Raw genomic sequence first — 23,825 nt, 5'->3', positions numbered from 1 at the left:
CCCGGGGTCATAGATGACTGAGCGTCAGTCCGCCGCAGGACAGCGGGAGAAGGACCGGCCGTGGCTCATGCGCACGTACGCCGGTCACTCCACGGCCGAGGCGTCCAACGAGCTGTACCGGCGCAACCTCGCCAAGGGTCAGACGGGTCTGTCGGTCGCGTTCGACCTGCCCACCCAGACCGGTTACGACTCCGACCACATCCTCGCCCGCGGCGAGGTCGGCCGGGTCGGCGTGCCGGTGGCCCATCTCGGCGACATGCGCAGGCTGTTCCAGGACATCCCCCTGGAACAGATGAACACCTCGATGACGATCAACGCCACCGCCATGTGGCTGCTGGCGCTCTACCAGGTCGTCGCCGAGGAGCAGGGCGCGGACGTCACCCTGCTCCAGGGCACGACCCAGAACGACATCGTCAAGGAGTACCTGTCCCGGGGGACGCACGTCTTCCCGCCGGGGCCGAGCCTGCGCCTGACGACGGACATGATCGCGTACACGGTGTCCCACATGCCGAAGTGGAACCCGATCAACATCTGCAGCTACCACCTGCAGGAGGCCGGGGCCACGCCGGTGCAGGAGATCGCGTACGCGATGTCCACGGCGATCGCCGTGCTGGACGCCGTCCGGGACTCCGGGCAGGTGCCGGCCGACAAGTTCGGCGACGTCGTCGCCCGTATCTCCTTCTTCGTGAACGCGGGCGTCCGCTTCATCGAGGAGATGTGCAAGATGCGCGCCTTCGGCCGCATCTGGGACCAGGTCACCCGAGAGCGCTACGGCATCGAGAACCCCAAGCAGCGGCGCTTCCGCTACGGCGTCCAGGTCAACTCCCTGGGCCTGACGGAGGCGCAGCCGGAGAACAACGTCCAGCGGATCGTGCTGGAGATGCTCGCCGTGACGCTGTCGAAGGACGCACGCGCGCGTGCCGTGCAGCTGCCGGCCTGGAACGAGGCCCTGGGCCTCCCCCGGCCCTGGGACCAGCAGTGGAGCCTGCGCATCCAGCAGGTCCTCGCCCTGGAGAGCGACCTGCTGGAGTACGAGGACATCTTCGCGGGCTCGCACGTCGTCGAGGCGAAGGTCGCCGAGCTGGTCGAGGCGTCCCTCACGGAGATCGAGCGGATCCAGGAGATGGGCGGCGCGATGGCCGCCGTCGAGTCCGGCTACCTCAAGTCGCAGCTGGTCTCCTCGCACGCCGAGCGCAGGGCCCGGATCGAGTCCGGACAGGACAAGATCATCGGCGTCAACGTCTTCGAGACGACCGAGCCCAACCCGCTGACCGCGGATCTCGACACGGCCATCCAGACGGTCGACCCGGCGGTCGAGGCCCGTGTCATCGCCTCGCTGGAGAACTGGCGCGACACCCGCTACCAGCCGCCCTTCAACCACCCGCGTCCGTGCAAGGCGCTGGAGAAGCTGAAGGAGGCCGCCAAGGGCACCGCCAACCTCATGGAGGCGACCCTGGAGTGCGCCCGCGCCGGCGTCACGACCGGCGAGTGGGCCGGGGCGCTGCGCGAGGTGTTCGGCGAGTTCCGCGCGCCGACGGGCGTGTCGTCGGCGCCGGTGGCGGTCCCGGCGGAGGAGGGCTCGGCCATGGCCGACGTCCGCCGCAGGGTCGACCTGACCGCGAAGGACATGGGTGTCGGCAAGCTGCGCTTCCTGGTCGGCAAGCCGGGCCTGGACGGTCACTCCAACGGGGCCGAGCAGATCGCCGTGCGGGCCCGCGACGCCGGGTTCGAAGTGGTCTACCAGGGCATCCGGCTGACGCCCGAGCAGATCGTGGACGCGGCGCTCGAGGAGGACGTGCACGCCGTCGGCCTGTCCATCCTCTCCGGATCGCACGCCCAACTGGTGCCGGACGTCCTCGAACGGCTGCGTGTGGCCGGTGCCACAGACATCCCGGTGATCGCCGGTGGCATCATCCCGAATGGAGACGCCGAGCAGCTCAGGGCCGCCGGCGTGGCCGCGGTCTTCACCCCGAAGGACTTCGACATCACCGGAATCATCGGCCGCATCGTCGACGAGATCCGCAAAGCGAACAAGCTCGACCCCCTGGAGGTCCCCGCATGACCGTCAACCGTCTTCGTCCGCGGCGCTCCTGTCTCGCGGTCCCGGGAAGCAACCCGCGATTCCTGGAGAAGGCCCAGGGCCTGCCCGCCGACCAGGTCTTCCTGGACCTCGAGGACGCGTGTGCGCCGCTCGCCAAGCCCGAGGCGCGGCACACCATCGTCAAGTTCCTCAACGAGGGCGACTGGACCGGCAAGACCAGGGTCGTGCGCGTCAACGACTGGACGACCGAGTGGACGTACCGCGACGTCGTGACGGTCGTCGAGGGGGCCGGGCCCAACCTCGACTGCATCATGCTGCCGAAGGTGCAGAACGCCCAGCAGATCGTCGCCCTCGACCTGCTGCTCACGCAGATCGAGAAGACCATGGGCTTCGAGGTCGGCCGCATCGGCATCGAGGCGCAGATCGAGAACGCCCAGGGCCTCAACAACGTCAACGAGATCGCGCAGGCCTCCCCGCGCGTCGAGACGATCATCTTCGGCCCGGCCGACTTCATGGCCTCCATCAACATGAAGTCGCTGGTCGTGGGCGAGCAGCCGCCCGGCTACCCGGCGGACGCCTACCACTACATCCTGATGAAGATCCTGATGGCCGCCCGCGCCAACGACCTCCAGGCGATCGACGGCCCCTACCTGCAGATCCGCAACGTGGACGGCTACCGCGCGGTCGCGCAGCGCGCCGCCGCGCTCGGCTTCGACGGCAAGTGGGTGCTGCACCCCGGCCAGGTCGAGGCGTCCAACGAGATCTTCTCGCCGTCGCAGGAGGACTTCGACCACGCCGAGCTGATCCTGGACGCGTACGACTACTGCACGTCCGAGGCGGGCGGCAAGAAGGGCTCGGCGATGCTCGGCGACGAGATGATCGACGAGGCCAGCCGCAAGATGGCGCTGGTCATCTCCGGCAAGGGACGGGCGGCCGGCATGCGGCGCACGTCGAAGTTCGAGATCCCCGACAACTGAGGAGCCCTGAGCGCGATGCAGTTCGGACGCACCTACGAGGAGTTCGAGGTCGGGGCGACGTACAAGCACTGGCCGGGAAAGACGGTCACCGAGTACGACGACCACCTGTTCTGTCTCCTCACCATGAACCACCACCCGCTCCACATGGACACGAACTACGCCGAGAAGACGACCGACTTCGGCAAGAACGTCGTCGTGGGCAACTACATCTACTCGCTGCTGCTCGGCATGTCCGTGCCCGACATCTCCGGCAAGGCGATCGCCAACCTGGAGATCGAGTCGCTGCGGCACGTGGCCCCGACCTTCCACGGCGACACGCTGTACGGCCAGACGACCGTGCTGGACAAGTGGCCGTCGAAGTCGAAGAACGACCGCGGCATCGTCTACGTCGAGACCAAGGGCTACAAGCAGGACGGCACGCTGGTCTGCGTGTTCCGCCGCAAGGTCATGGTGCCGACCGAGACGTACATCAAGGAGCGCGGCGGCGAGCAGCCGGGCCGCCCGGAGCTGAACGACCCTTCGGAAAAGACGGAGAAGTAGCCATGGCGCGCCTCGCCCAGACCGCCGGTCTGACCGACATCCAGCAGGAGATCCTCTCCACGGTCCGCGACTTCGTGGACAAGGAGATCATCCCGGTCGCCACCGAGCTGGAGCACCGCGACGAGTACCCGCAGCAGATCGTCGACGGCCTCAAGGAGTTGGGCCTGTTCGGTCTGATGATCCCCGAGGAGTACGGCGGTCTGGGCGAGTCGCTCCTCACCTACGCCCTGTGCGTCGAGGAGATCGCCCGCGGCTGGATGTCGGTCTCCGGCATCATCAACACCCACTTCATCGTGGCGTACATGCTCAAGCAGCACGGCACCCAGGAGCAGAAGGACCACTACCTGCCGCGCATGGCGGCCGGCGACATCCGGGGCGCGTTCTCGATGTCGGAGCCGGGTCTCGGCTCCGACGTGTCGGCGATCACGTCGAAGGCGGTGAAGGACGGTGAGGAGTACGTCCTCAACGGCCAGAAGATGTGGCTGACGAACGGCGGAACGTCGTCCCTGGTGGCCGTTCTCGTGCGAAGTGACGAAGGACACCCCGAGGGCACGGCGCCCCACAAGTCGATGACCACCTTCCTCATCGAGAAGGAGCCCGGCTTCGGCGAGGTCCGCCCCGGCCTGACCATCCCGGGCAAGATCGACAAGATGGGCTACAAGGGCGTCGACACCACCGAGCTCATCATGGACGGCCTGCGGCTTTCCCCCGATCGCGTGCTCGGCGGGGTCACCGGCCGCGGTTTTTACCAAATGATGGACGGCGTCGAGGTGGGTCGCGTGAATGTCGCGGCGCGTGGCTGCGGCGTCGCTCAGCGTGCCTTCGAGCTGGGCGTCCGGTACGCCCAGCAGCGCCACACCTTCGGCAAGCCGATCGCCCAGCACCAGGCCATCCAGTTCAAGCTGGCCGAGATGGCTACCAAGGTCGAGGCCGCGCATGCGATGATGGTGAACGCCGCACGCAAAAAGGACTCCGGAGAACGAAACGACCTCGAGGCAGGGATGGCGAAGTACCTCGCCTCCGAGTACTGCAAGGAGGTCGTGGAGGACTCCTTCCGTATCCACGGGGGCTACGGTTTCTCCAAGGAGTACGAGATCGAGCGCCTCTACCGCGAGGCCCCGATGTTGCTGATCGGTGAAGGCACCGCCGAAATCCAGAAAATGATCATCGGGCGCCGGTTGCTCGAGGAGTATCGGTTCCAGGGCTGATTGTCCGAGTTGGGGGTGTTTTCTTCGAGAAGAAGATCACACCCTGTCAACTTCCCTGTCCCGTCGACTCGGCTTCCTGACTTACCCAGTTGTGGCCCCGAACCGCTACGATCGCGGAAAGCCGCCGTCCCCCCGTCGAAGCGCGGCATCATCCGCTACGAAGGTCATCCATGCCCCACAGCCAAACCTCTGCACACCGCGACAGCCTGGTAGGCGCACGCCTCGCGCGCGGAGCATCGCCGTGGCTTCTGCCGACCGTCGCCACCGCAGCCGTCAGCCTCCTGCGCGCCCGCCGCTCGGGTGCCGCCAAGGCCGTCGCCGTGCCCGCCACCGCTCTCGCGGCGGGCATGCTGTGGTTCTTCCGCGACCCCGAGCGAGAGATCGCGGAGGGCCGGGTCATCTCCCCCGCCGACGGTGTGGTGCAGAGCATCATGCCGTGGAAGGACGGGCGCACCCGGGTCGCGATCTTCATGAGCCCGCTCAACGTCCACGTCAACCGCGCGCCGCTGGCCGGCACCGTGACGTCGGTCGAGCACATCCCCGGCGGATTCGTGCCGGCGTTCAACAAGGAGAGCGAGAACAACGAGCGCGTCGTCTGGCACTTCGACACCGAGCTCGGTGACATCGAGATGATCCAGATCGCCGGAGCCGTGGCCCGCCGCATCGTCCCCTACATCCCCGAGGGCACGAAGGTCGAGCAGGGCGAGCGGATCGGCCTGATCCGCTTCGGCTCGCGCGTCGACATCTACCTGCCCGAGGGCGTGGACGTCGCGGTCGAGGTAGGGCAGAAGACCGTGGCAGGGGTGACTCGCATTGACCGTGATTGACCCGGAGACCCAGGCGGGCTGGGTGCCCGAGGCCGACGAGGTGGACGACGAAGAGGAGATGCCGCTCTCCCTGCGTCTGTCGATAGCGGACACCCTCACCCTCGGCAACGCCACGTGCGGCTTCATGGCGGTGTACTTCACCACCACCGGCATCCTGATCCCGCACCTCACCGGCAGCCAGGAATCCGGCATGGCCCGCCACAGCGCGGCCACGGCGGTCATCCTGATGCTCTGCGCGGCGATCTTCGACCTCTTCGACGGCCTGGTCGCGCGCAAGCTGCGCTCCTCCCCGATGGGCGCGGAGCTGGACAACCTGTCGGACCTGATCAGCTTCGGTCTGGCGCCGGCGTACTTCGTCCTGGTCTACGGCATGGTCGCCGACGACGCCCACCAGCGGGTGGCGGCGGTCGGCGCGATCGTGGTCCTGCTGGCGGTGGTGCTCAGGCTCGCGAGATTCTCGTGCGTCACCGTCAAGGACGGCACCTTCCAGGGCATGCCGTCTCCGTTCGGCGCACTCACGGTCGTCTCGATCGTGCTGCTCGGCCTGCCGTTCGAGGCGACCCTGATGGCCATCCTGGGCACCGCCTGGCTGATGGTGAGCCGGGTCGAGTACCCGAAGCCGCGGGGGCGCCTGGCCGGGGCGGTGCTCATCTGGATCGTGCTGTCGATGGGCCTTCTGGCGGCCTGGGCGTTCGACGCCCCGAGCGGTCAGCTCCTGCTCCAGACGGGCTGCGCGCTGCAGCTGGTCATGGGCGCGGTCATCCCGCTGTTCGCCACGGCACGCCGGGTGAACAACTTTCGCGGCAACCGCCGCGAGGCCCGCGCGGGGCAGCTGCCGTAGCGCACCAGCGGTCGTACGACGGCGAAGGGGCCCGAACCTCATGGTTCGGGCCCCTTCGCCTTTTCTGCCGCTCCACGCGCCGTCACCGGTCGGACCGGGACACCACCGTTCCGGTCGAAGCGGGAAGGCGTTCCGGCCGGATCGGGGCGTCGTCGCCGGTCAGCTCAGGAAGTCGCGGCCGATCCGCTCCGCGACGCGCTCCAGGATCGGGCCGGCGTCCGCGATGCACGTGGCGACGTCCGGCTCGACGTCGGTCAGCGGATACGCCCGGCGGATGCCCGCCCGGCCCAGCTCCGCGGGCGGCAGTGCGAGGCGGCCGCAGACGGCGACGACCTCCTTGCCGGCGGCCCGGGCCGCGGCGGCGACGCCCGCGGGCGCCTTGCCGTGCAGGGTCTGCTCGTCCAGCGAGCCCTCCCCGGTGATCACCAGCTCGGCCCGCTCGAGCGCCGGCGCGAAGCCCAGCACGTCGAGCATGACCTCGATCCCGGCGCGGAAGCGGGCGCCCATCAGCAGCGCCCCGTAGCCGATGCCGCCCGCCGCGCCGGCGCCCGGCGCGTCGGCGTACTCGGCGGCCCGCGCCCCGACCGACGCCTCGAGCACGCGCGCGTAGTGCGCGAGCGCCGCGTCCAGCGTCTCGACGTCGTCCGGCGAGGCGCCCTTCTGCGGCCCGTACACCGCCGGCGCGCCCTTGGGCCCGGTCAGCGGGTTGTCGACGTCGCTCGCCAGCACCAGTTCCACGGCGGCGAGGCGGGGGTCCAGCGCCGAGAGGTCCGCGCGGGCCAGCCGCGCGAGGCCGCCGCCGCCCGGCGCCACCGGCTCGCCGTCCTCGTCGAGGAACCGCGCGCCGAGCGCCGAGAGCATGCCCGCGCCGCCGTCCGTGGTCGCGCTGCCGCCGACGCCGAACACGATCGTGCGCACACCCGCGTCCAGCGCGGCCCGCAGCAGCTCGCCCGAGCCGTACGTCGACGCCGTGAGCGGGGTGAGGACGCCGGCCGGGAGCCGTTGCAGTCCGCTCGCCTCCGCCATCTCCACCACCGCGGTGTCGCCGCGCACGGCGAACGCGGCCGTCACCTCCTGGCCGAGCGGCCCGGCGACCCGCACCTCCCGGCGGGTGAACCCGGCCGCGACCGCCGCGGCCACCGTCCCGTCGCCGCCGTCCGCGACGGGCAGGGCCTCCACCTCGACGTCCGGCACGGCCCGGCGCAGCCCGGCCGTCACCCGCTCGGCGACCTCCACGGCCGTCAGCGAGCCCTTGAACTTGTCCGCGGCCACGAGCACCCGTCGGGTGCCCTGCCGTGCAGCGTCCGCCACCTTGCCATCCCCTTGCTCTCCGGGCCCCGCGCACGTCAGGGCCGGTCGCGCCGTTGTGACCTTAACCGCAGCGGGCCCGCGCCGTCATGCGGTGCCCGGCCCCTGGACCCGTGCCGGGCGCCGGGCCCGGCACGTACCCTTCCCGGATGACCGCCTCCAGCACGCCCGACTATGCCGCGTACGTCGCCTCCCTGCCCCGCGTCCTGGCCGGAGCCGCCGCGCTGTTCCGCGACGCGCGGGGGCGGGTCCTGCTCGTCGAGCCGAACTACCGGGCCGGCTGGGCCCTTCCGGGTGGCACGATCGAGTCCGACGAGGGCGAGAGCCCCCGGCGGGGCGCGCGGCGCGAGACGCTCGAGGAGATCGGGCTCGACCGCGAGCTCGGCCGGCTGCTCGCGGTGGACTGGGTGCTCGGCCCGGACCGTCCGCCGCTGGTGGCGTACGTCTACGACGGCGGGGTCCTCGACGAGAACGACCTCGGGGCGATCCGGCTGCAGGAGTCGGAGCTGCTGTCCTGGCGGCTGGTGCCGCGCGAGGAGCTCACCGGCCATCTGCTGGGAGAGCTGGGCCACCGGGTGCTGGCCGCGCTGGACGCCTTGGCCGACGGCTCGGTGACGGCCGAGCTGGAGAACGGCCGTCCGGCACGCTGACCTGCGGGCGCGGCTGCGCCGCTCACCCCTCGACGTCGGGCTGCCTGCCGTCCACGTCCCGCAGCGCCTCGTCGCGGGCGGCGGTACGGGCCTCCGTGCGGTGACCGCGCTCGATGTAGTCGCGCACGACCAGCTCGACGGCGTCCTGCGGGCTGCCCACACCGGTGAGCACCATGACCTCGACGACGAGTTCGGCATCGAGCGAGACGGATACCTTGGCCATGCCGGGAAGGTAGCACCGGCCACCCCGTCCCGGGCGGATAATACGCTCGCGGCCGCCGAAGGCCCGCCCTACGCTCGAACGCATGAGCAAGCCCCTTGTCGCCATCCTCAGCGGTGCAGGCATCTCCACCGATTCCGGCATCCCTGACTACCGCGGTCCGAACGGGCTGTGGCGGCGGGATCCGGAGGCGGAGAAGCTCGTCACCTACGAGTACTACATGGGCGCCCCGGAGATCCGGCGGCGCTCGTGGCAGATGCGGCGCACGAGCCAGGCCCTGAAGGCCGAGCCGAACGCCGCGCATCTGGCCGTCGCCGAGCTGGAGCGGTCCGGGATCCCCGTTCGGGTGATCACCCAGAACGTGGACGGGCTCCACCAACTCGCCGGCGTGCCCGCCCGCAAGGTCCTGGAGCTGCACGGCACCGCCCGCAGCGTCGTGTGCACGAGCTGCCGTGCCCGCGGGCCGATGGAGGACGCCTTAGCCCGCCTCGAGGCCGGCGAGGAGGACCCGCCCTGCCCGGAGTGCGGCGGGATCCTCAAGTCGGCCACCGTCATGTTCGGCGAACGGCTCGACCCGGTCGTCCTCGGCGAGGCGCTGGCGATCAGCAAGGCCTGCACCGTGTTCATCGCCGTCGGCACCAGTCTGCGCGTCCAGCCCGCCGCGGGACTCGCCGGCGTCGCCGCCGATCACGGAGCCCGCCTGGTCATCGTCAACGCCGAGCCGACCCCGTACGACGACATCGCCGACGAAGTGGTCCGCGAGCCCATCGGCACCGCCCTGCCCCAGCTCCTGCGAAGCCTGGAGAGGGAGAGCGCGTAGGCCCCTTCCGGGCGGACCGCACGGCACGCCCCTAGAACAGGGTCCGCCCGGCCGTGGTGGCGCCGCTCTCGAAGTCCAGCAGCCGGCGTTTGCGGTGCAGGCCGCCGCCGTAGCCGGTGAGGCCGCCGCCGGCGCCGATCACGCGGTGGCAGGGCACGATGATGCCGATGGGGTTCCGGCCGTTGGCCAGGCCCACCGCACGGGAGGCGCCCGGACTGCCGAGGGCTTCGGCGAGCTCGCCGTAGCTGCGGGTCTCGCCGTACGGGATCGCGCGCAGCCCGGCCCAGACACTGCGTTGGAACGGCGTTCCGTGCAGGTGCAGTTCGAGGGTGAACTCCGTCAGCTCGCCCGCGAAATAGGCCGTCAGCTGCTCCTCTGCGGCGCCGAAGCGCGTGTCGTCCCGGGAGCCGAAATTCTCCTCGGGCGGCCGGTGGCGCTGGTCGGCCATGTAGAGGCCGCACAGGACCCCGTCGTCGGCGACGAGGGTGAGCGGGCCGTACGGGCTGTCGATGATCGTGTAGTGCTTCACGGAACGTCCTTATACCGGAAGGAAGTTGATCGGGTGGCTGTCGGTCGCCCAGAGGTACTGGACGGCGTACGCGCGCCAGGGGCGCCAGGCCGCCGCCCGCGCGGTGAGCGCCGCCGGCGTCGAGGGCAGGCCCAACTCCTGTGCGGCGCGCCGGATTCCGAGGTCGGTGGGCAGGAAGGCGTCGGGGTCGCCGAGGGCGCGCATCGCGATGACGTCGGTGGTCCAGGGCCCGAAGCCGGGCAGCGCGAGGAGCCTCGCGCGGGCTTCGGGCCAGTCGCTCTCCGCGCCGAGACGCAGGGTTCCGGCGGCGAGTTCGCGCACCAGGGTGGTGAAGGTGGCACGGCGGGTGCGGGGCATGGCGAGGGACCCGGGATCGAGCTCGGCCAGGGCCTCGGGGGTCGGGAAGAGGTGGGTGAGGCCGCCCTCGGGATCGTCCACCGGGTCGCCGTGGGCGGTGACCAGGCGGGCGGCGTGGGTGCGCGCGGCCGCGGTCGACACCTGCTGGCCCAGCACGGCGCGGACGGCGAACTCCGCCTCGTCGACCGTGCGCGGCACCCGCCGGCCGGGCGCCTTGTCCACCAGGGGCGCGAGCAGCGGGTCGGTGCGCAGCTGCTCGTCGACGGCGACCGGGTCGGCGTCCAGGTCCAGCATCCGCCGGCAGCGGCTGATGGCCACGGTGAGATCGCGCAGGTCGCTGAGGGTGAGACGGCAGCCGATGTGGTCGGCGTTCGGGGTGAGCGCCACCACTCCGTGCCCGTACGGCAGCCGCAGCGTGCGCCGGAACGCGCCGTCCCGCCACTCCTCCACGCCGGGGACGCCGGTCGCGGCGAGGTGCCCGAACAGGTTGTCGGGGTTGAGGGGTGCGCGGAAGGGGAGGCGCAGGGCGAGCGTTCCGGGCGTCGCCGGGTGGGCGGGGGCGTTCTTGCGCGGGACGCCGGCGCGCAGTGCGCTCGGAGCGAGGGCGAACACCTCGCGCACGGTGTCGTTGAAGGTGCGCACGGAGGCGAAACCGGCGGCGAACGCGACGTCCGCCATGGAGAGTCCGGTGGTCTCGATGAGGAGGCGGGCGGTCTGGGCGCGCTGGGCGCGGGCCAACGCCAGGGGTCCCGCGCCGAGTTCGCCGACGAGTTGACGTTCGATCTGGCGGGTGCTGTATCCGAGCCTGGCGGCGAGTCCGGGAACGCCCTCGCGGTCGACGACGCCGTCCGCGATCAGCCGCATGGCCCGCGCGACCAGGTCGGCCCGCAGGTTCCACTCCGGGGAGCCGGGGCTGGTGTCGGGCCGGCAGCGCTTGCAGGCGCGGAAGCCGGCCTGCTGGCAGGCTGCGGCGCTCGGCCGGAACACCATGTTCTCCGGTTTGGGCGGTACCGCCGGGCAGCTCGGCCGGCAGTAGATCCCGGTGGTCAGGACTGCCGTGAAGAACCAGCCGTCGAAGCGCGCGTCCTTGGACCGGACGGCGCGCACGCAGCGTTCGCGGTCGGTGTGCATGCCGTTCTGCATGGGTCCAGCATCGTCCGGGGGGCGCGCCGGCGCTGGCGGGAATCCGACATCAACGTGGTGTGCCCTGGGCCGCTCCGCGCTCCTGCCAGGAGACCAGCGACCAAATCACGAAGGCGTCGATCGCCATGACGACGACCGACCACAGCGGCTCGTACGGCAGGAACAGGAACTGCAGGACGAGGCTCAGCGCGGCGAGGAAGACGCCGGTGAAGCGGGCCCAGGTCATCCCCCTGAGCAGGGCCGCCCCGGTCGCTGCGGCGAGGACGCCGAGCGCGAGGTGGATCCAGCCCCAGCCGGTCAGGCTGAGCTCGTAGACGTAGGAGCCGATACGGGCGTAGACGTCGTCCTCGGCGATGGCCGCGACGCCCTGGAGGACGGCGAGCACCCCGCCGCAGAGCATCAGGACGCCGGCGAAGACGATGCCGTCGCCCAGCCGCCCGTGGCCCGGCTCCGGCGGGCGCGGCCCGCCGCGCGGCGCGGACCAGGCGCTGCCGATCTCGCCGTGCGGGTCGCCGGCCGGGGGGTGCGCGCTCATGCGGGGAGGTCCTTTCGGCGGGGCGGGACGGCGAGGAAGTCGACGACTGCGAGCGCGAAGAGCAGGGCGAGGGCGAGACCGACGACGACCCAGCCCGTCGGGTAGGGCCACAGGAGGAAGGCCAGGACGGCGCCCGCGGCCAGGATCCACGTGATCCAGGTGCGGTAGCGGTCCACCCACGGCCCGACGGGGCCGGTGCGCAGTCCGGCGTGGTCGGCGGTCGTGCGCACGGCGCCGATGCCCGAGTGCCACAGCCGCCGTACCAGAGCGGCGTGACGTCCGGGCCCGGTCAGCCAGGCGGCGAGGGCGACCACCACGGCGAGGGCGACCACCGACCGCACGGAGGTGCGCAGGAAGCGGACCAGCGTGTCGTACACGGACCCGGCGGCCGGCTGGGAGACGCCGGCCGGCAGGGCGTCCAGGTAGACGACCCGGAAGACGGTCAGCGCGATGCCCAGGAGGAGCGTGGCGAAGGCGAAGCAGAGCGCGGCGACGATCAGGACGCGGCGGCGGTGCGTCGACAGCAGGACGCCGGCCGCGACCAGCAGGACCGCGACGACGGGCAGCCAGAGGCCCACCAGTTGCAGCACCCGGAAGTACGTCTTGACCTTGCCGATGTCCTCGGACCTGACGAGGGTGAAATCGGTGTGGATCTCGGGGATCTTCCCCGCGACCGTCATGCCGGAGTCGACGAGACGTTGCTTGACCTGGTCGACGACCGGCGCGAGGTCGAGTGTCACCGTGTCGTTCCGGATCTTCACCGCGCCGCCGCCGCTGCCCGTGAGCGCCTTCTCGACGGAGCTGTGGATCCTGCGGTTGGCGTCGGTCCAGATCTTCTGGAAGGCGTCGGAGGCGACGATCGCCTGCGCCTTGTCGTGCACGAAGCTGCGGACGGCGTCCTCGAGCGAGGGGCCGAGCTTGCCGAGGGCCTTCTCCAGCAGGGGCCGCTGGGCGGGGGCGGCGTCCTGGAGGAGCGCGGTGAGGTCGATGCGCTCCATCAGCGCGTCCGTGACGCGGTCGGCGGCCGCGTTCTGGATGTCCTTGTCGGCGGCCAGGGGGCGCACGGTGTCGACGTAGCGGTCGGTGTCGCCCACGATGCTGGACGTCCAGGCCGCCACCAGGCCCAGCGGGGCCAGGACGCAGCCGAGGACGATGAAGACGACCGCGAAGACCGAGCGGACCCGGTGGTGGGCGGGTGGACGGCTGCGCTCCGCCTCCAGCGCCGCGACGCGGGCCCGGAGCGTCTCCAGTTCCGCGTCGGCGGGAACACCGCTGTCGGGCATGCCGTACTCCCTCGCCGCAGGCTCCGCCGGTCCGGATGGGTCCGGTCGGTGCCAGCACACCCCGGCCGTGCGGCGACGGCGAGCGCGGCGGGGCCGTCCGGGTGAACGACCCCGCCGCCCGCGTCGGGCCGACTACATGTTGATCATGTGTCCGGCCAGGCCGTGCACCGCCTCCTTGACGGCCTCGCCCAGCGTCGGGTGGGCGTGGACGTTGCGGGCGACCTCGTGGACGGTGAGGTCCCACTGCTGGGCCAGCGTGAGCTCGGGCAGGAGTTCGGTGACGTCGGGGCCGATGAGGTGGCCGCCGAGCAGCTCGCCGTACCGGGCGTCGCTGATCAGCTTCACGAAGCCGGTGACGTCGCCGAGGCCGTGCGCCTTGCCGTTCGCGGTGAACGGGAACTTCGCCACCTTGACGTCGTGGCCGCGCTCCCGGGCCTGGGCCTCGGTGTACCCGAAGCTGGCGATCTGCGGCTGGCAGTAGGTGGCGCGCGGGATCATGGCGTAGTCCAGTTCCATGGTCTCCGCGCCGGCGAGGGTCTCGGCGGCGACGACGCCCATCGCCTCGGCGGTGTGCGCGAGCATGAGCTTCGCGGTGACGTCGCCGATGGCGTAGATGTGCGGGACCGAGGTGCGGCAGCGGCCGTCGACGTCGATCGCGCCGCGTTCGGTGACCGCGACCCCGGTGTTCTCCAGGCCGAATCCGGTGACGTTCGGGGCGAAGCCGATCGCCTGGAGGACCTTGTCGGTCTCGAGGACCTGCTGGGCGCCGTCCTTGCCGGTGACGGTGACGCGGACCCGGGGGCCGGACTCGTCGATGGAGTCGACACGGGTGGAGGTGAGCACGTCGATGCCCAGCTTGCGGTACTGGCGGGCGAGTTCGGCGGAGATCTCGGCGTCCTCCAGGGGCGCCATACGGTCCAGGAACTCGACGATCGTGACCTTCACGCCGTAGTTGTGCAGGACGTACGCGAACTCGATGCCGATCGCCCCGGCGCCCGCGACGACGATCGACCGCGGGAGGTCGTCGGCGAGGATCTGCTCCTCGTACGTGACCACGCGGGCGGTGCGCCTGGTGCCGGGGAGCAGTCTGGGCGTGGCTCCGGTGGCGATGATGCACGTGTCGAAACCGATGGTGCGGGTCTCGCCGTCGCCGCCGGTCACCGTGAGGGTGTGGTCGTCCACGAACGTGCCGCGGCCGTCGAACTCGGTGATCTTGTTCTTCTTCATCAGGTAGTGGACGCCCTTGACCCTGCCGTCGGCGACCTTGCGGCTGCGGCGGTAGGCCTCGCCGTAGTCGAAGGAGACCTGTCCGTCGACCTTGATGCCGAAGGTCTTCGCCTCGCGGGTGAAGATGTGGGCGAGTTCGGCGTTGCGCAGGAGGGCCTTGGTGGGGATGCAGCCCACGTTGAGACAGACGCCGCCCCAGTACTTCTCCTCGACTACGGCGACGCGCTTGCCCAGTTGGGCGGCGCGGACCGCGGCGACGTAGCCGCCGGGGCCGGCGCCGAGGACCACGACGTCGAAGCGTTCGTCCTGCTCGGCCATGGGAGGTTTCCTTTTCAATAAAGTGCGTGACGGGTGGTGCGTGGTGCGTCGTTCCGGTCCGATTCTTCCGTGTCGCCGGGGAGAATGCGTGAGTGATCGAACACTGTTGTGACGCGATGAACAGTCAGGTGAATCACCGGTGCGAGGTGCACCCCGACCCTTTCGCGTGTCCCGACGCGCTGGTGCGGTTCGTGCCCAGGTTCCGGGAGTACGGACTGATCATCCATGACGGGGGCACCGCGACCAGCGGGATCGCCCACTGCCCGTGGTGCGGGGCTCGGCTGCCCGCCTCGCAGCGGGACCGGTGGTTCGACGAGCTGGAGGCGCGGGGGATCGACCCGTGGGAGGACGAGGTTCCTCCGGAGTTCGAGGACGAACGGTGGCTGCGGGCGGGCGGCGGTGCCGCGGCAGGGTGAGCGGACGGGTGGGGGCACGGTCACCGCCGGGTGTGCGGTGACCGTGCCCCCACTGCCGCTCTGTCCGGCGGTGCTGAAAGCGCCGGTGGTGCTGAAACCGATGGCTACGACGTTGCCGTGGGCCGTCGCGAGGCCTTCGTCGCCTCGGTGACGTCCGTCAGCGGCCGCAGCCGGTAGGTGTACGCGTAGTCGCGGTCGGCGAACAGCTTGTACTCGTCGTGGGTGTGCGCACCCCAGCTGTTGTCCCCTCCGACGCCCATCTGCCGGTGCGCCAGGCGCAGGACGACCTCCTCGCGCGGGGTGAGCTGGTAGTCGTGCCGCGCCCCGACCGACAGGTCCTCGGGGGTGAAGTGCGAGGCGTTGACCTCCAGGAGCGGCTCGGCGGAGACGAGCAGGCCGTTGCCGTCGTCGTCGGTGAGGGCGATCCAGCGGACGTCCGTCCTGTTGCCGTTCTCCTGCGGTCGCAGATAGGAGGTCCCCTGCCCGGTGACGGTGCCGGAGTACAGGCCGACGTCGGTGGCGTCGTTGCGGTCCCAGTGGTTCTCCTCGGGACCGCGGCCGTAGTAGTGCAGGTTCTCCAGGCTGCCGGGCAGCAGGAGCAGCGTGCCGACCTCCGGGATGTAGGGCAGCGAGGCCGCGCCCGGGTGCAGGGTGTTGTCGACCTTGATCTCACCGTTTCCGAAAACGGTGTAGGTGGTGGTGTACGTCGACTCCGTCGTGGTGGGCAGGGTGCCGGCGACCTTGATCTCGACGGCCCGGTCGCGCAGTGCCCGCACGGTCACACCGGTCACCCGGCGGCGGGCGCCGGCGTCGCGCCAGGTCTGGTTGCGGGTGTGCTGGCCGTTGCCGCGGTCGTTGTCGGTGGGCGCCCGCCAGAAGTTGGGGGCCGGCCCGGAGGTCAGCAGCCGGACCCCGCCGGCCCGGTAGGAGCTGATCAGACCGGTCTTCTTGTCCACGACCACCGAGAAGCCGCGGCCCGTGACGGTGACCGACCCCGCGCCGTCCTGGTGGACCAGTGCCGGGACGGAGCCCAGCGGCACGGGGGTGACCGCGGGGCTGCCCGCGTCCACGGCGATCTGCGCGCGGGCCGCCTCGAACCCGGCCTTCGCCCACTTCGTGCTCCGGCTGGTGGTGAAAGACAGTTGCAGGAAGTACTCCGCGCCCGCCGCCGGCCGGGCCGGCAGCCGGAACGGCACGGTGATCTCCTTGCTCGACAGCGGCGCCACGTCCAGCTGGGCGCGGCTGAGCCGACCGTGCTGCACCACCTTGCCGTCCGCCACCAGCTCCCACCGGCCGTCGTACTCACGGAGGTTGGTGAAGAGGTTCTCATTGGTGAGGGTGACCGCCGCGCCCGGGGCGAGCCGGTCGCCGGTGGCGGGGGCCGCGCCGATCGTCTGGTAGATCCGCTTGACCTCGGCGGACTTGCCGGTGAGCCCGCGGTCGGCGGTGACGATCCCGTCGCCGGAGAACGCGCCGTCGTTGGGGTTGTCGCCCCAGTCGCCGCCGTAGGCGTAGAACGTCTTGTCGCGGGGTCGCCGCTCACCGAAGCCTACGGTGGCGGCGTCGAACCAGAACCGCACCCCGTCGTCGCCGGGCCCGCGGCTGTCGGAGGCCAGCTCGGCGGCGCTCAGCGCCCGGGCGTACACCCGGGCCCGCCGCACGGTGCCGCTGAACTCCCGGGTGGGGTTGTCGACGTCGGTGGCCAGGGAGAGCGGCGCGGTGTTGACGGCGGGGCGCACCGACGTGGTCCGGGTGGCCCGGACCGAGCCGTCGACGTACAGGGTCAGGGTGCCCGCCGCCGCGTCGAAGACGCCCGCGACGTGGTGTTCGACGCCCGTCCAGCCGGCCGGCAGCGCCCAGCTCGCGGCGGCCCACTGGCCGCTGCCGTAGATGAAGAACTCCAGCGTCCTGTCGGTCTGTTTCAGTGCGTAGTGGGTGTCGCCCTTGGCGAGGATCGGCTGGTGGTATCCGGTCACCTGCGGGGTCGCCCAGGCTTCCAGGGTGAGGGAGCCGGTGAGGTCGAGCCCTGTGTCGCGGGCGAAGACGGTGCCGCCGAAGACGCCCTTGTCGCGGCTGAAGCCCCCGCTGGGGGCGACGACCTCACCGTGCAGCGCGGCGGGGCCGGACTCGGTGAACAGCTTGCGGGCGGGGGTGGGCCAGGTCAGGGCCTGGTCGACGAAGTCCCAGATCCAGCCGCCCTGCAGCACGTCGTGGCGGCGCACGAGGTCCCAGTATTTCTTGAAGTTTCCGCTGGAGTTTCCCATCGCGTGGGAGTACTCGATCATCACGTACGGCCGGGTGTCGGCGGTGTCCTTCGCCCTCGCCTCGACGCGCGAGGGGCTGTCGTACATCTCGGAGCGGATGTCGCTGATCCCCGGCCGGTCGTCGCCCTCGTACTGGATGACGCGCGTGGTGTCGTAAGAGCGGATCCAGTCGTGCATGGCGTTGAACGTGGAGCCGCCGCCGGCCTCGTTGCCGAGCGACCAGATGACGACCGAGGCGTGGTTCTTGTCCCGGTGGACCATGTTCTGCGCGCGGGCCACACAGGCCGTCGTCCACTCGGCGTGGTTGCCGGGGTACTGGCCGCGGATGCCGTGGGTCTCGAGGTTGGTCTCGTCGACGAGGTACAGGCCGTACTCGTCGGCGAGTTCGAGCCACTGCGGGTTGTTGGGGTAGTGCGAGGTGCGGACGCTGTTGATGTTCAGCCGCTTGATGATCCGGATGTCCTCGACCATGTCGGCGCGGGTGAGAGCCGAGCCGTGCCGGGGGTGCATCTCGTGCCGGTTGGTGCCCCGGAACGAGACGGGCCGGCCGTTGATGCGCATGAGGCCGTCCCGGAGCTCGAACTCGCGGAAGCCGACACGGTGGGAAAGGGTTTCGGTCACCTTTCCGGCCGGGTCCCGCAGGCGGAGCACGGCCGTGTAGAGGTTCGGCTGTTCGGCCGACCACAGGCGCGGCGCGGGCACGGCCTTCGCGGCCCGGACGGTGCTCTCCTCCCCGGCGGCGAGGACGACGGCCTGGACCAGCGGTCTGGGCCACACCGGGTGGCCCTTCGCGTCGTACAGCTGGGTCTCGACGGCGTACCGGCCGGCGCCCTCGCCGCCGTAGTCCCGCACGCTCGCGGTGACCGACAGCTCGGCCGCCCGGTAGTCGTCGCTCAGCGGGGTGTCCAGCCGGAAGTCGCGCAGGTGGACGGCGGGCGTGGAGTAGAGGTAGACCGAGCGGAAGATGCCGCTCAGCCGGATCATGTCCTGGTCCTCCAGCCAGTCGCCGTCGGAGTAGCGGTAGACCTCCACGGCGATCTGGTTGACGCCCGCCTTGAGGTGCGCGGTGATGTCGTACTCGGCCGGATCGTAGGAGTCCTCGTGGTAGCCGACGAGCGTCCCGTTGATCCACACGTAGTGGGCGGACTTGACGCCCTCGAAGTGCAGGAAGGTCCGCCGCCCGGACCAGCCGCGCGGGACCGTGAAGGTGCGGCGGTACTGGCCGACGGGGTTGTAGCGGGTGGGCGCGGCGGGCGGCTGCGCCTCCTCGCCCAGGCCGTTGGGGCCCCACCAGGGGTAGGTGATGTTGACGTAGATCGGGCGGTCGTAGCCGTGCAGCTGCCAGGCCGAGGGCACGGGGAGGGTGTCCCAGCCGCGGTCGTCCAGGTCGGTCCGGTAGAAGTCGGCGTCGCGGTCGTCGGGGCGTTCGGCGTGGGCGAACTTCCAGACGCCGTCGAGACTCAGCCGGTACGGCGAGCGCGTACGGTCGGCCGCCAGGGCCTGGGTGAGGTCCGCGTACGGCATGAGCGTCGTGTGCGGGGCCTCGGCGCCCAGCCGGAAGACGTCGATGCGGCCGTTCCACTCGGGGGCGTCGGCCGCCCCCGTTCCCTCGGACGGCACGGCCGCGCGGGCTGCGGTGGGCGCGGACAGGGCGAGCGCACCGAGGACGGCGGCCGACCCCTCGAGCAGCCGGCGACGGCTGACGGCCGTCCGCGGGAGGTGGTCGGGCTCCGCCCACCGGGGGCGGTCCGGCCGGTCCATGGGTGACACGTGCGGGTGTGACATGACCACGACCTTCCTCGGAGCGATCCGTGCGGCTGTGCACGGACCGAGGTGTGTCAGATCGTGTCCACTCCTGTTGATAAAACGAACATAGGCGCGCCGCGATGGCCGAATTTCAACTCTCTTCGGCGCAACGTCACTTGGTGCACACGCGGCACACGCGCTCTTCTGGTGACTTGCGTCAATAGACGTCGCGCACGTACCGCTTGTCGGTGGCCAGCTGCTTCACATAGGCCGCCGCCTCCGGCTCGCTCAGCCCGCCGTGCACGACCGCGACGTCGCGCAACGCATGGTCGACGTCCTTGGCCATCCGGGAGGCGTCGCCGCAGACGTAGAAGTGCGCGCCGTCCCGGAGCCAGGACCACAGGTGGGAGCCGTGCTCGCGGATCCGGTCCTGGACGTAGACCTTGGCACGCTGGTCGCGGGAGAAGGCCGTGTCCAGCCGGGTGAGGACGCCGTCGGCCCGCAGGGCGGTCAGCTCCTCCTCGTAGTAGAAGTCCGTCGCCCGGTGCTGCTCGCCGAAGAAGAGCCAGTTGGGCGCCCGGTGGCCGCGCGCCCGGCGCTCCTCGAGGAAGCCGACGAAGGGCGCCACCCCCGTGCCCGGGCCGACCATCACCATCGGCGTCGAGGCGTCGGCGGGCGGCCGGAAGTGCGGCGAGCGCTGCACGTGGACGGGGACCTCGGCGCCGGGTGCGGCGTCGGCGAGGAACGGCGAGCAGACGCCCTGGCGGGGCCGGCCGGCCAGGTTCTCGTAGCGCACGACGGAGACGGTGAGCGAGACGAGGTGGGGGTCGGTCAGCGGGCTGGACGAGATGGAGTACAGGCGCGGTTGCAGCCGCCCGAGGACGTCCGTCCACTCCTGGGCGCCGGCGCGGACGCCGGACTCGGTCGCCAGGTCGACGGCCTGCCGGCCCCAGGACCACTTCGCCAGCTCGTCCTTGTTGTCCGGGCGCAGCAGTTTGCGCAGCTCGCGCGGGTCACGGGTGCGGTCGGCCGTGAAGCGCAGCAGGGCCGGGGTGATCCGGGTGATGTCGAGATGGCGCAGCAGGGCCTCGCCGAGCGCCGTCTCCCCGACCCCGTTCACCTGCACGCGCGCGTGCGCGTCGAGTCCGGTGACGGCCAGCCACTCCGCCACCAGGTCCGGGGAGTTGAGCGGCCGGACGCCGAGCGCGTCGCCGGCCTCGTAGACGAGCGGGGTCTCGCTGTCGCGCGTGTCGAAGGTGAAGCGCCGGACCTCCTTGCCGGAACCGGGCAGGCTCAGCAGCCGGTTGCCGGTGAGCCGGGCGGTGACGGGAGCAGGACGCCGGGAGCGGGCGGGCGCGGCGGACGGGGACGCGACGACGGACTGGGACGCGGGCCCCGCGGCGGTGGCGGGGGCAGCGTCCGGCGCGCCCGTGGGGGCGGGGAAGGGCGCGGGGGCGGGAGCCGGTGCGAGTGCCTGGCCGGGGGGCGCGGGCAGGAGTTCCGTGGCGTCCTTCAGGGCGGTGAGCACCTGGTCGAGCCAGAGCTCCGCCTCCGTCTCGTAGTCCGGTTCGCAGTCGGTGCGCGGGGTCAGCCGGACGGCGCCGAGCTCGTCCATACGACGGTCCAGGCGCCGGCCGTGCCCGCAGAAATCGTCGTAGGAGGAGTCCCCGAAGGCGAGGACGGCGTAGCGGCGGCCCTCCAGGCGCCCGGTGTCCAGCGCGTCCAGGCCGTCCCAGAAGCCGGCGCCGTTGTCGGGCGCGTCGCCGTCGCCGAAGGTGCTGGTGATCAGGAGCAGGTCGGCGTCGGAGGGCAGGGCGGCGGGGTCGGCCTCGTCCATGGCGAGCAGGGCGGCCGGGTGGCCGCCGGCGGAGAGCCGCGCGGCGGTGGCGGCGGCGAAGTCCTCGGCGGTGCCGGTCTGGGAGGCCCACAGGATCACGACCCGTCGCGCCGGGTCCGCGGGCGGGGCCGGCGCAGCGGTGGTGCGGGAGTACATGCCCGCGAGGGTGCCGTTGACCCACAGCGCGTGCTCGGGGCTGAAGGGGGCGTCCGGCGGCAGGACCGGCACCCCCGGGGCGCCGGCCGGGATGCCGGCGAGGAAACCGACCAGGTAACGCCTTTCCCGCTCGGTCAGCACCGGAGGCGGCGCGGGATCGAGGCCGAAGACGGCGGCCGCGGAGGGCTGGACCGCGGTGGGGACGAGAGCGGCGGGAGGGGCCGCCGGTGCCCCGGGCGCGGCGGCCGCGCCGAAGGCCGGGGGCGCGGCGGGATCGAGAGCGACGGATTCCGCCGGCCGGGCGGCCGGGGCCTCGGTCGCCGCAGAAAGCACGGTGACCGGGGTAGAGACCTTCGTCAGCGAGACCGCGCACACCTTGAGCTCGGGCTGGAAGGACAGCGGGTCGACGGCGTCGCTGGTGACGGCGTTGACGCTGAGGTATTCGCCGAACAGGTCGTTCCAGTGGAACGGGGCGAAACAGGATCCCGGCAGCACCCGATCGGTGACGACGGCCGGCAGCACCGCCCGCCCGCGCCGTGAGGCGACCTCCACGGAGTCGCCGTCGACGACGCCGAGCGCGGCCGCGTCCTCGGGGTGCACCTCGACGAACGGCCCCGGGTCGAGCTTGGTGAGCTTGGCCACCTTGGCGGTCTTCGTCAGGGTGTGCCACTGGTGCTGCAGACGGCCGGTGTTGAGGACGAACGGGTAGTCGTCGTCCGGCATCTCGGCGGGCGGGACGTGCGGGCGCGGATGGAAGACGGCACGGCCGGAGGCCGTGGGGAAGGTGAGCGTGCCGTCGTCGTTCACGTAGCGGATCGGGTTGCGGTCGGAGCCGTCGGCGGTGCCGGCGGGCCACTGGACCGGGGCGGCGCGCAGTCGCTCGTACGTCACTCCACGCAGGTCGTAACCGGTTACCGGGTTGTACGCCTGCTTGATCTCCTCGAAGACCTCCTCGGCGCTGTCGTACGAGAAGCCGCTTTCGTAGCCCATGGCACGGGCGACGGCCGCGATGAGGCGCCAGTCGGCCGTCGCCTCGCCGGGCGGGTCGGCGGCGGGGCGGGCGAGGGTGAGGTTGCGCTCGCTGTTGATGAGCACGCCCTCGGTCTCGGTCCACAGCGCGCCGGGCAGGACGACGTCGGCGTACGCGTTGGTCTCGGTGTCGGCGAAGACGTCCTGCGCGACGACGAACTCCGCCGCCTCCAGGCCTTCGATGACCGTCCTGCGGTTGGCCACGGAGGCGACGGGGTTGGTGCAGATGATCCAGCAGGCCTTGATCTCGCCGTCGGCCATCTTCCGGAACATCTCCACGGTGCCCTTGCCGACGCCGTCCGCCCGGACCGTGCCCGCCGGCAGACCCCACAGGTCCTCGACGAAGGCCCGGTCGGCGTCGACGAGGACGGAGCGCTGGCCGGGCAGCCCCGGCCCCATGTAGCCCATCTCGCGCCCGCCCATGGCGTTGGGCTGGCCGGTGAGGGAGAAGGGGCCGCTGCCCGGCCGGCAGATCGCGCCGGTGGCGAGGTGGAGGTTGATGAGCGCGTTGGTGTTCCAGGTGCCGTGCGTGGACTGGTTGAGGCCCATGGTCCAGCAGCTGGTCCACTCCCCCGCCTCGCCGATCGTCCGGGCCGCCTCGCGCAGGTCGGCCTCCGGGATGCCGGTGATCCGCGCGACGGTCGCGGGCGGGTAGTCGGCGAGGAACCGGGGCATCGCCTCCCAGCCCTCGGTGAACGCGGCGACGAACTCCGGGTCGGTGTGGCCGTTCTCGTGCAGCAGGTGCAGCAGTCCGTTGAGGAGGGCGAGGTCGGTGCCCGGCCTGACCTGGAGGAACAGGTCGGCCTTCGCGGCGGTGGCGGTGCGCCGCGGGTCGACGACGATCAGTTTCGCACCCGCTTTCACCCGTTCCATCATCCGCAGGAAGAGGATGGGGTGGCAGTCGGCCATGTTGGAGCCGATGACGAGGAAGACGTCCGCGCGGTCGAGGTCGTCGTAGGAGCCGGGCGGGCCGTCGGCGCCCAGAGACAACTTGTAACCGGTCCCGGCGCTTGCCATGCACAGCCGGGAGTTGGACTCGATCTGGTTGGTCCGCAGGAAACCCTTGGCGAGTTTGTTGGCCAGGTACTGCGCTTCGAGGCTCATCTGGCCGGACACGTAGAGGGCGACCGCGTCCGGACCGTGCTCGTCGACGATGGCCCGCAGCCGCCGTGCGGTCTCGGCGACCGCCGCGTCCACGGGGGCGGGCTCCGGCTCCTCGCCGCGGTCCTGTCGGACGAGGGCGGTGGTGAGCCGGCCGGGCGCGGCGAGCATGTCGGCGGTGGTCGCGCCCTTGGTGCACAGCCGTCCGGAGTTCGCCGGGTGCCGCTTGTCGCCGGAGGCCTTCAGCACCGTACGGCGTCCGTCCGGCCCGAAGCCGATGTCGAGGACCATGCCGCAGCCGACGCCGCAGTACGAGCAGACCGTGCGCACCTTCGTCTCGGTCGCGCTGTCGGTCCGCGGGTCCGGCACGGCCACGGGCGCCCCCTTCCTTCTGACGATCGGCCTGGCGAGAGCCTCTCCAAGCCTCTGCGACGGTACGAACCGTGCATTAC

Annotated in this window: 18 protein-coding genes; 9 read left to right on the top strand and 9 right to left on the bottom strand. The window is 71.4% G+C overall.

Translation table 11 applies throughout. The features are described 5' to 3' along the window. Positions 1-13 precede the first annotated feature (13 nt). The 6 genes from QF032_RS32820 to pssA all read left to right on the top strand — a co-directional run bounded on the left by QF032_RS32820 (position 14) and on the right by pssA (position 6,434). The gene (locus tag QF032_RS32820) at positions 14-2,062 is read left to right on the top strand and encodes a protein meaA (RefSeq protein ID WP_307058869.1); all 2,049 of its coding nucleotides are present in this window, start codon (positions 14-16) and stop codon (positions 2,060-2,062) included. Then, positions 2,059-3,018: an HpcH/HpaI aldolase/citrate lyase family protein gene (locus tag QF032_RS32815; protein WP_307047456.1), complete on the top strand. Its 960-nt coding sequence runs from the start codon at positions 2,059-2,061 to the stop codon at positions 3,016-3,018. Before QF032_RS32820 ends, QF032_RS32815 begins: the two co-directional genes overlap by 4 nt. 15 nt (positions 3,019-3,033) lie before the next feature. Further along, entirely contained in the window at positions 3,034-3,558 is a 525-nt protein-coding gene (locus QF032_RS32810) for a MaoC family dehydratase (RefSeq protein WP_306947659.1), read from the top strand. 2 nt (positions 3,559-3,560) lie between these two features. Further along, complete coding sequence (locus QF032_RS32805) at positions 3,561-4,766, top strand: acyl-CoA dehydrogenase family protein (RefSeq protein ID WP_306947661.1); 1,206 nt, start codon at positions 3,561-3,563, stop codon at positions 4,764-4,766. 170 nt (positions 4,767-4,936) lie between these two features. After that, positions 4,937-5,593, top strand: a complete 657-nt coding sequence (locus QF032_RS32800; RefSeq protein WP_057582234.1) for a phosphatidylserine decarboxylase — start codon at positions 4,937-4,939, stop codon at positions 5,591-5,593. 22 nt (positions 5,594-5,615) lie between these two features. After that, entirely contained in the window at positions 5,616-6,434 is an 819-nt protein-coding gene (gene pssA / locus QF032_RS32795) for a CDP-diacylglycerol--serine O-phosphatidyltransferase (protein ID WP_107446705.1), read from the top strand. A gap of 159 nt (positions 6,435-6,593) precedes the next feature. Here pssA and QF032_RS32790 read toward each other — a convergent pair whose 3' ends face one another. Beyond that, positions 6,594-7,712, bottom strand: coding sequence for a glycerate kinase (locus tag QF032_RS32790; RefSeq protein ID WP_307060468.1), 1,119 nt, complete (start codon positions 7,710-7,712; stop codon positions 6,594-6,596). Between the two features lie 179 nt (positions 7,713-7,891). Between QF032_RS32790 and QF032_RS32785 the strand changes: the two genes are divergently transcribed. Then, on the top strand, positions 7,892-8,392 hold the full coding sequence (locus tag QF032_RS32785) for an NUDIX domain-containing protein (RefSeq protein WP_307058866.1): 501 nt from the start codon (positions 7,892-7,894) through the stop codon (positions 8,390-8,392). 22 nt (positions 8,393-8,414) lie between these two features. Here QF032_RS32785 and QF032_RS32780 read toward each other — a convergent pair whose 3' ends face one another. After that, positions 8,415-8,615: a type II toxin-antitoxin system VapB family antitoxin gene (locus QF032_RS32780; protein WP_307047452.1), complete on the bottom strand. Its 201-nt coding sequence runs from the start codon at positions 8,613-8,615 to the stop codon at positions 8,415-8,417. Positions 8,616-8,697: 82 nt separating this feature from the next. On the opposite strand from QF032_RS32780, the gene QF032_RS32775 reads away from it, so the two are divergent. Beyond that, entirely contained in the window at positions 8,698-9,432 is a 735-nt protein-coding gene (locus QF032_RS32775; protein WP_306947668.1) for an SIR2 family NAD-dependent protein deacylase, read from the top strand. Positions 9,433-9,463: 31 nt separating this feature from the next. Here the strand turns inward: QF032_RS32775 and QF032_RS32770 are convergent, their stop codons facing one another. The 5 genes from QF032_RS32770 to lpdA all read right to left on the bottom strand — a co-directional run bounded on the left by QF032_RS32770 (position 9,464) and on the right by lpdA (position 14,824). After that, a complete protein-coding gene (locus tag QF032_RS32770; protein ID WP_307047450.1) occupies positions 9,464-9,961 on the bottom strand; it encodes a methylated-DNA--[protein]-cysteine S-methyltransferase in 498 nt (165 codons plus the stop codon). A gap of 9 nt (positions 9,962-9,970) precedes the next feature. Beyond that, the gene (locus QF032_RS32765) at positions 9,971-11,461 is read right to left on the bottom strand and encodes an AlkA N-terminal domain-containing protein (protein ID WP_307058864.1); all 1,491 of its coding nucleotides are present in this window, start codon (positions 11,459-11,461) and stop codon (positions 9,971-9,973) included. 49 nt (positions 11,462-11,510) lie between these two features. Then, positions 11,511-11,996 (bottom strand): DUF7144 family membrane protein, encoded by a 486-nt coding sequence (locus QF032_RS32760; protein ID WP_307058862.1) that lies wholly within the window; start codon positions 11,994-11,996, stop codon positions 11,511-11,513. Beyond that, the gene (locus tag QF032_RS32755) at positions 11,993-13,279 is read right to left on the bottom strand and encodes a hypothetical protein (protein ID WP_307047445.1); all 1,287 of its coding nucleotides are present in this window, start codon (positions 13,277-13,279) and stop codon (positions 11,993-11,995) included. Before QF032_RS32755 ends, QF032_RS32760 begins: the two co-directional genes overlap by 4 nt. Positions 13,280-13,411: 132 nt before the next feature. Then, positions 13,412-14,824: a dihydrolipoyl dehydrogenase gene (lpdA, locus tag QF032_RS32750; RefSeq protein WP_307047443.1), complete on the bottom strand. Its 1,413-nt coding sequence runs from the start codon at positions 14,822-14,824 to the stop codon at positions 13,412-13,414. A 92-nt stretch (positions 14,825-14,916) separates the two neighbouring features. Here lpdA and QF032_RS32745 point away from each other — a divergent pair, with 92 nt between their 5' ends. Then, a complete protein-coding gene (locus QF032_RS32745) occupies positions 14,917-15,240 on the top strand; it encodes a DUF6980 family protein (RefSeq protein ID WP_306947677.1) in 324 nt (107 codons plus the stop codon). A gap of 104 nt (positions 15,241-15,344) precedes the next feature. On the opposite strand, the gene QF032_RS32740 is transcribed toward QF032_RS32745, so the two are convergent. Further along, positions 15,345-19,289 (bottom strand): glycoside hydrolase family 2 TIM barrel-domain containing protein, encoded by a 3,945-nt coding sequence (locus tag QF032_RS32740; protein ID WP_307058860.1) that lies wholly within the window; start codon positions 19,287-19,289, stop codon positions 15,345-15,347. 178 nt (positions 19,290-19,467) lie between these two features. Continuing rightward, the gene (locus QF032_RS32735; protein WP_373430504.1) at positions 19,468-23,664 is read right to left on the bottom strand and encodes a molybdopterin-dependent oxidoreductase; all 4,197 of its coding nucleotides are present in this window, start codon (positions 23,662-23,664) and stop codon (positions 19,468-19,470) included. Positions 23,665-23,825 lie beyond the last annotated feature (161 nt).

The organism is Streptomyces achromogenes (genome assembly GCF_030816715.1).
GTDB classification, from domain to species: Bacteria; Actinomycetota; Actinomycetes; order Streptomycetales; family Streptomycetaceae; genus Streptomyces; species Streptomyces achromogenes_A.
This window is presented reverse-complemented; position numbering and strand designations above follow the sequence as displayed.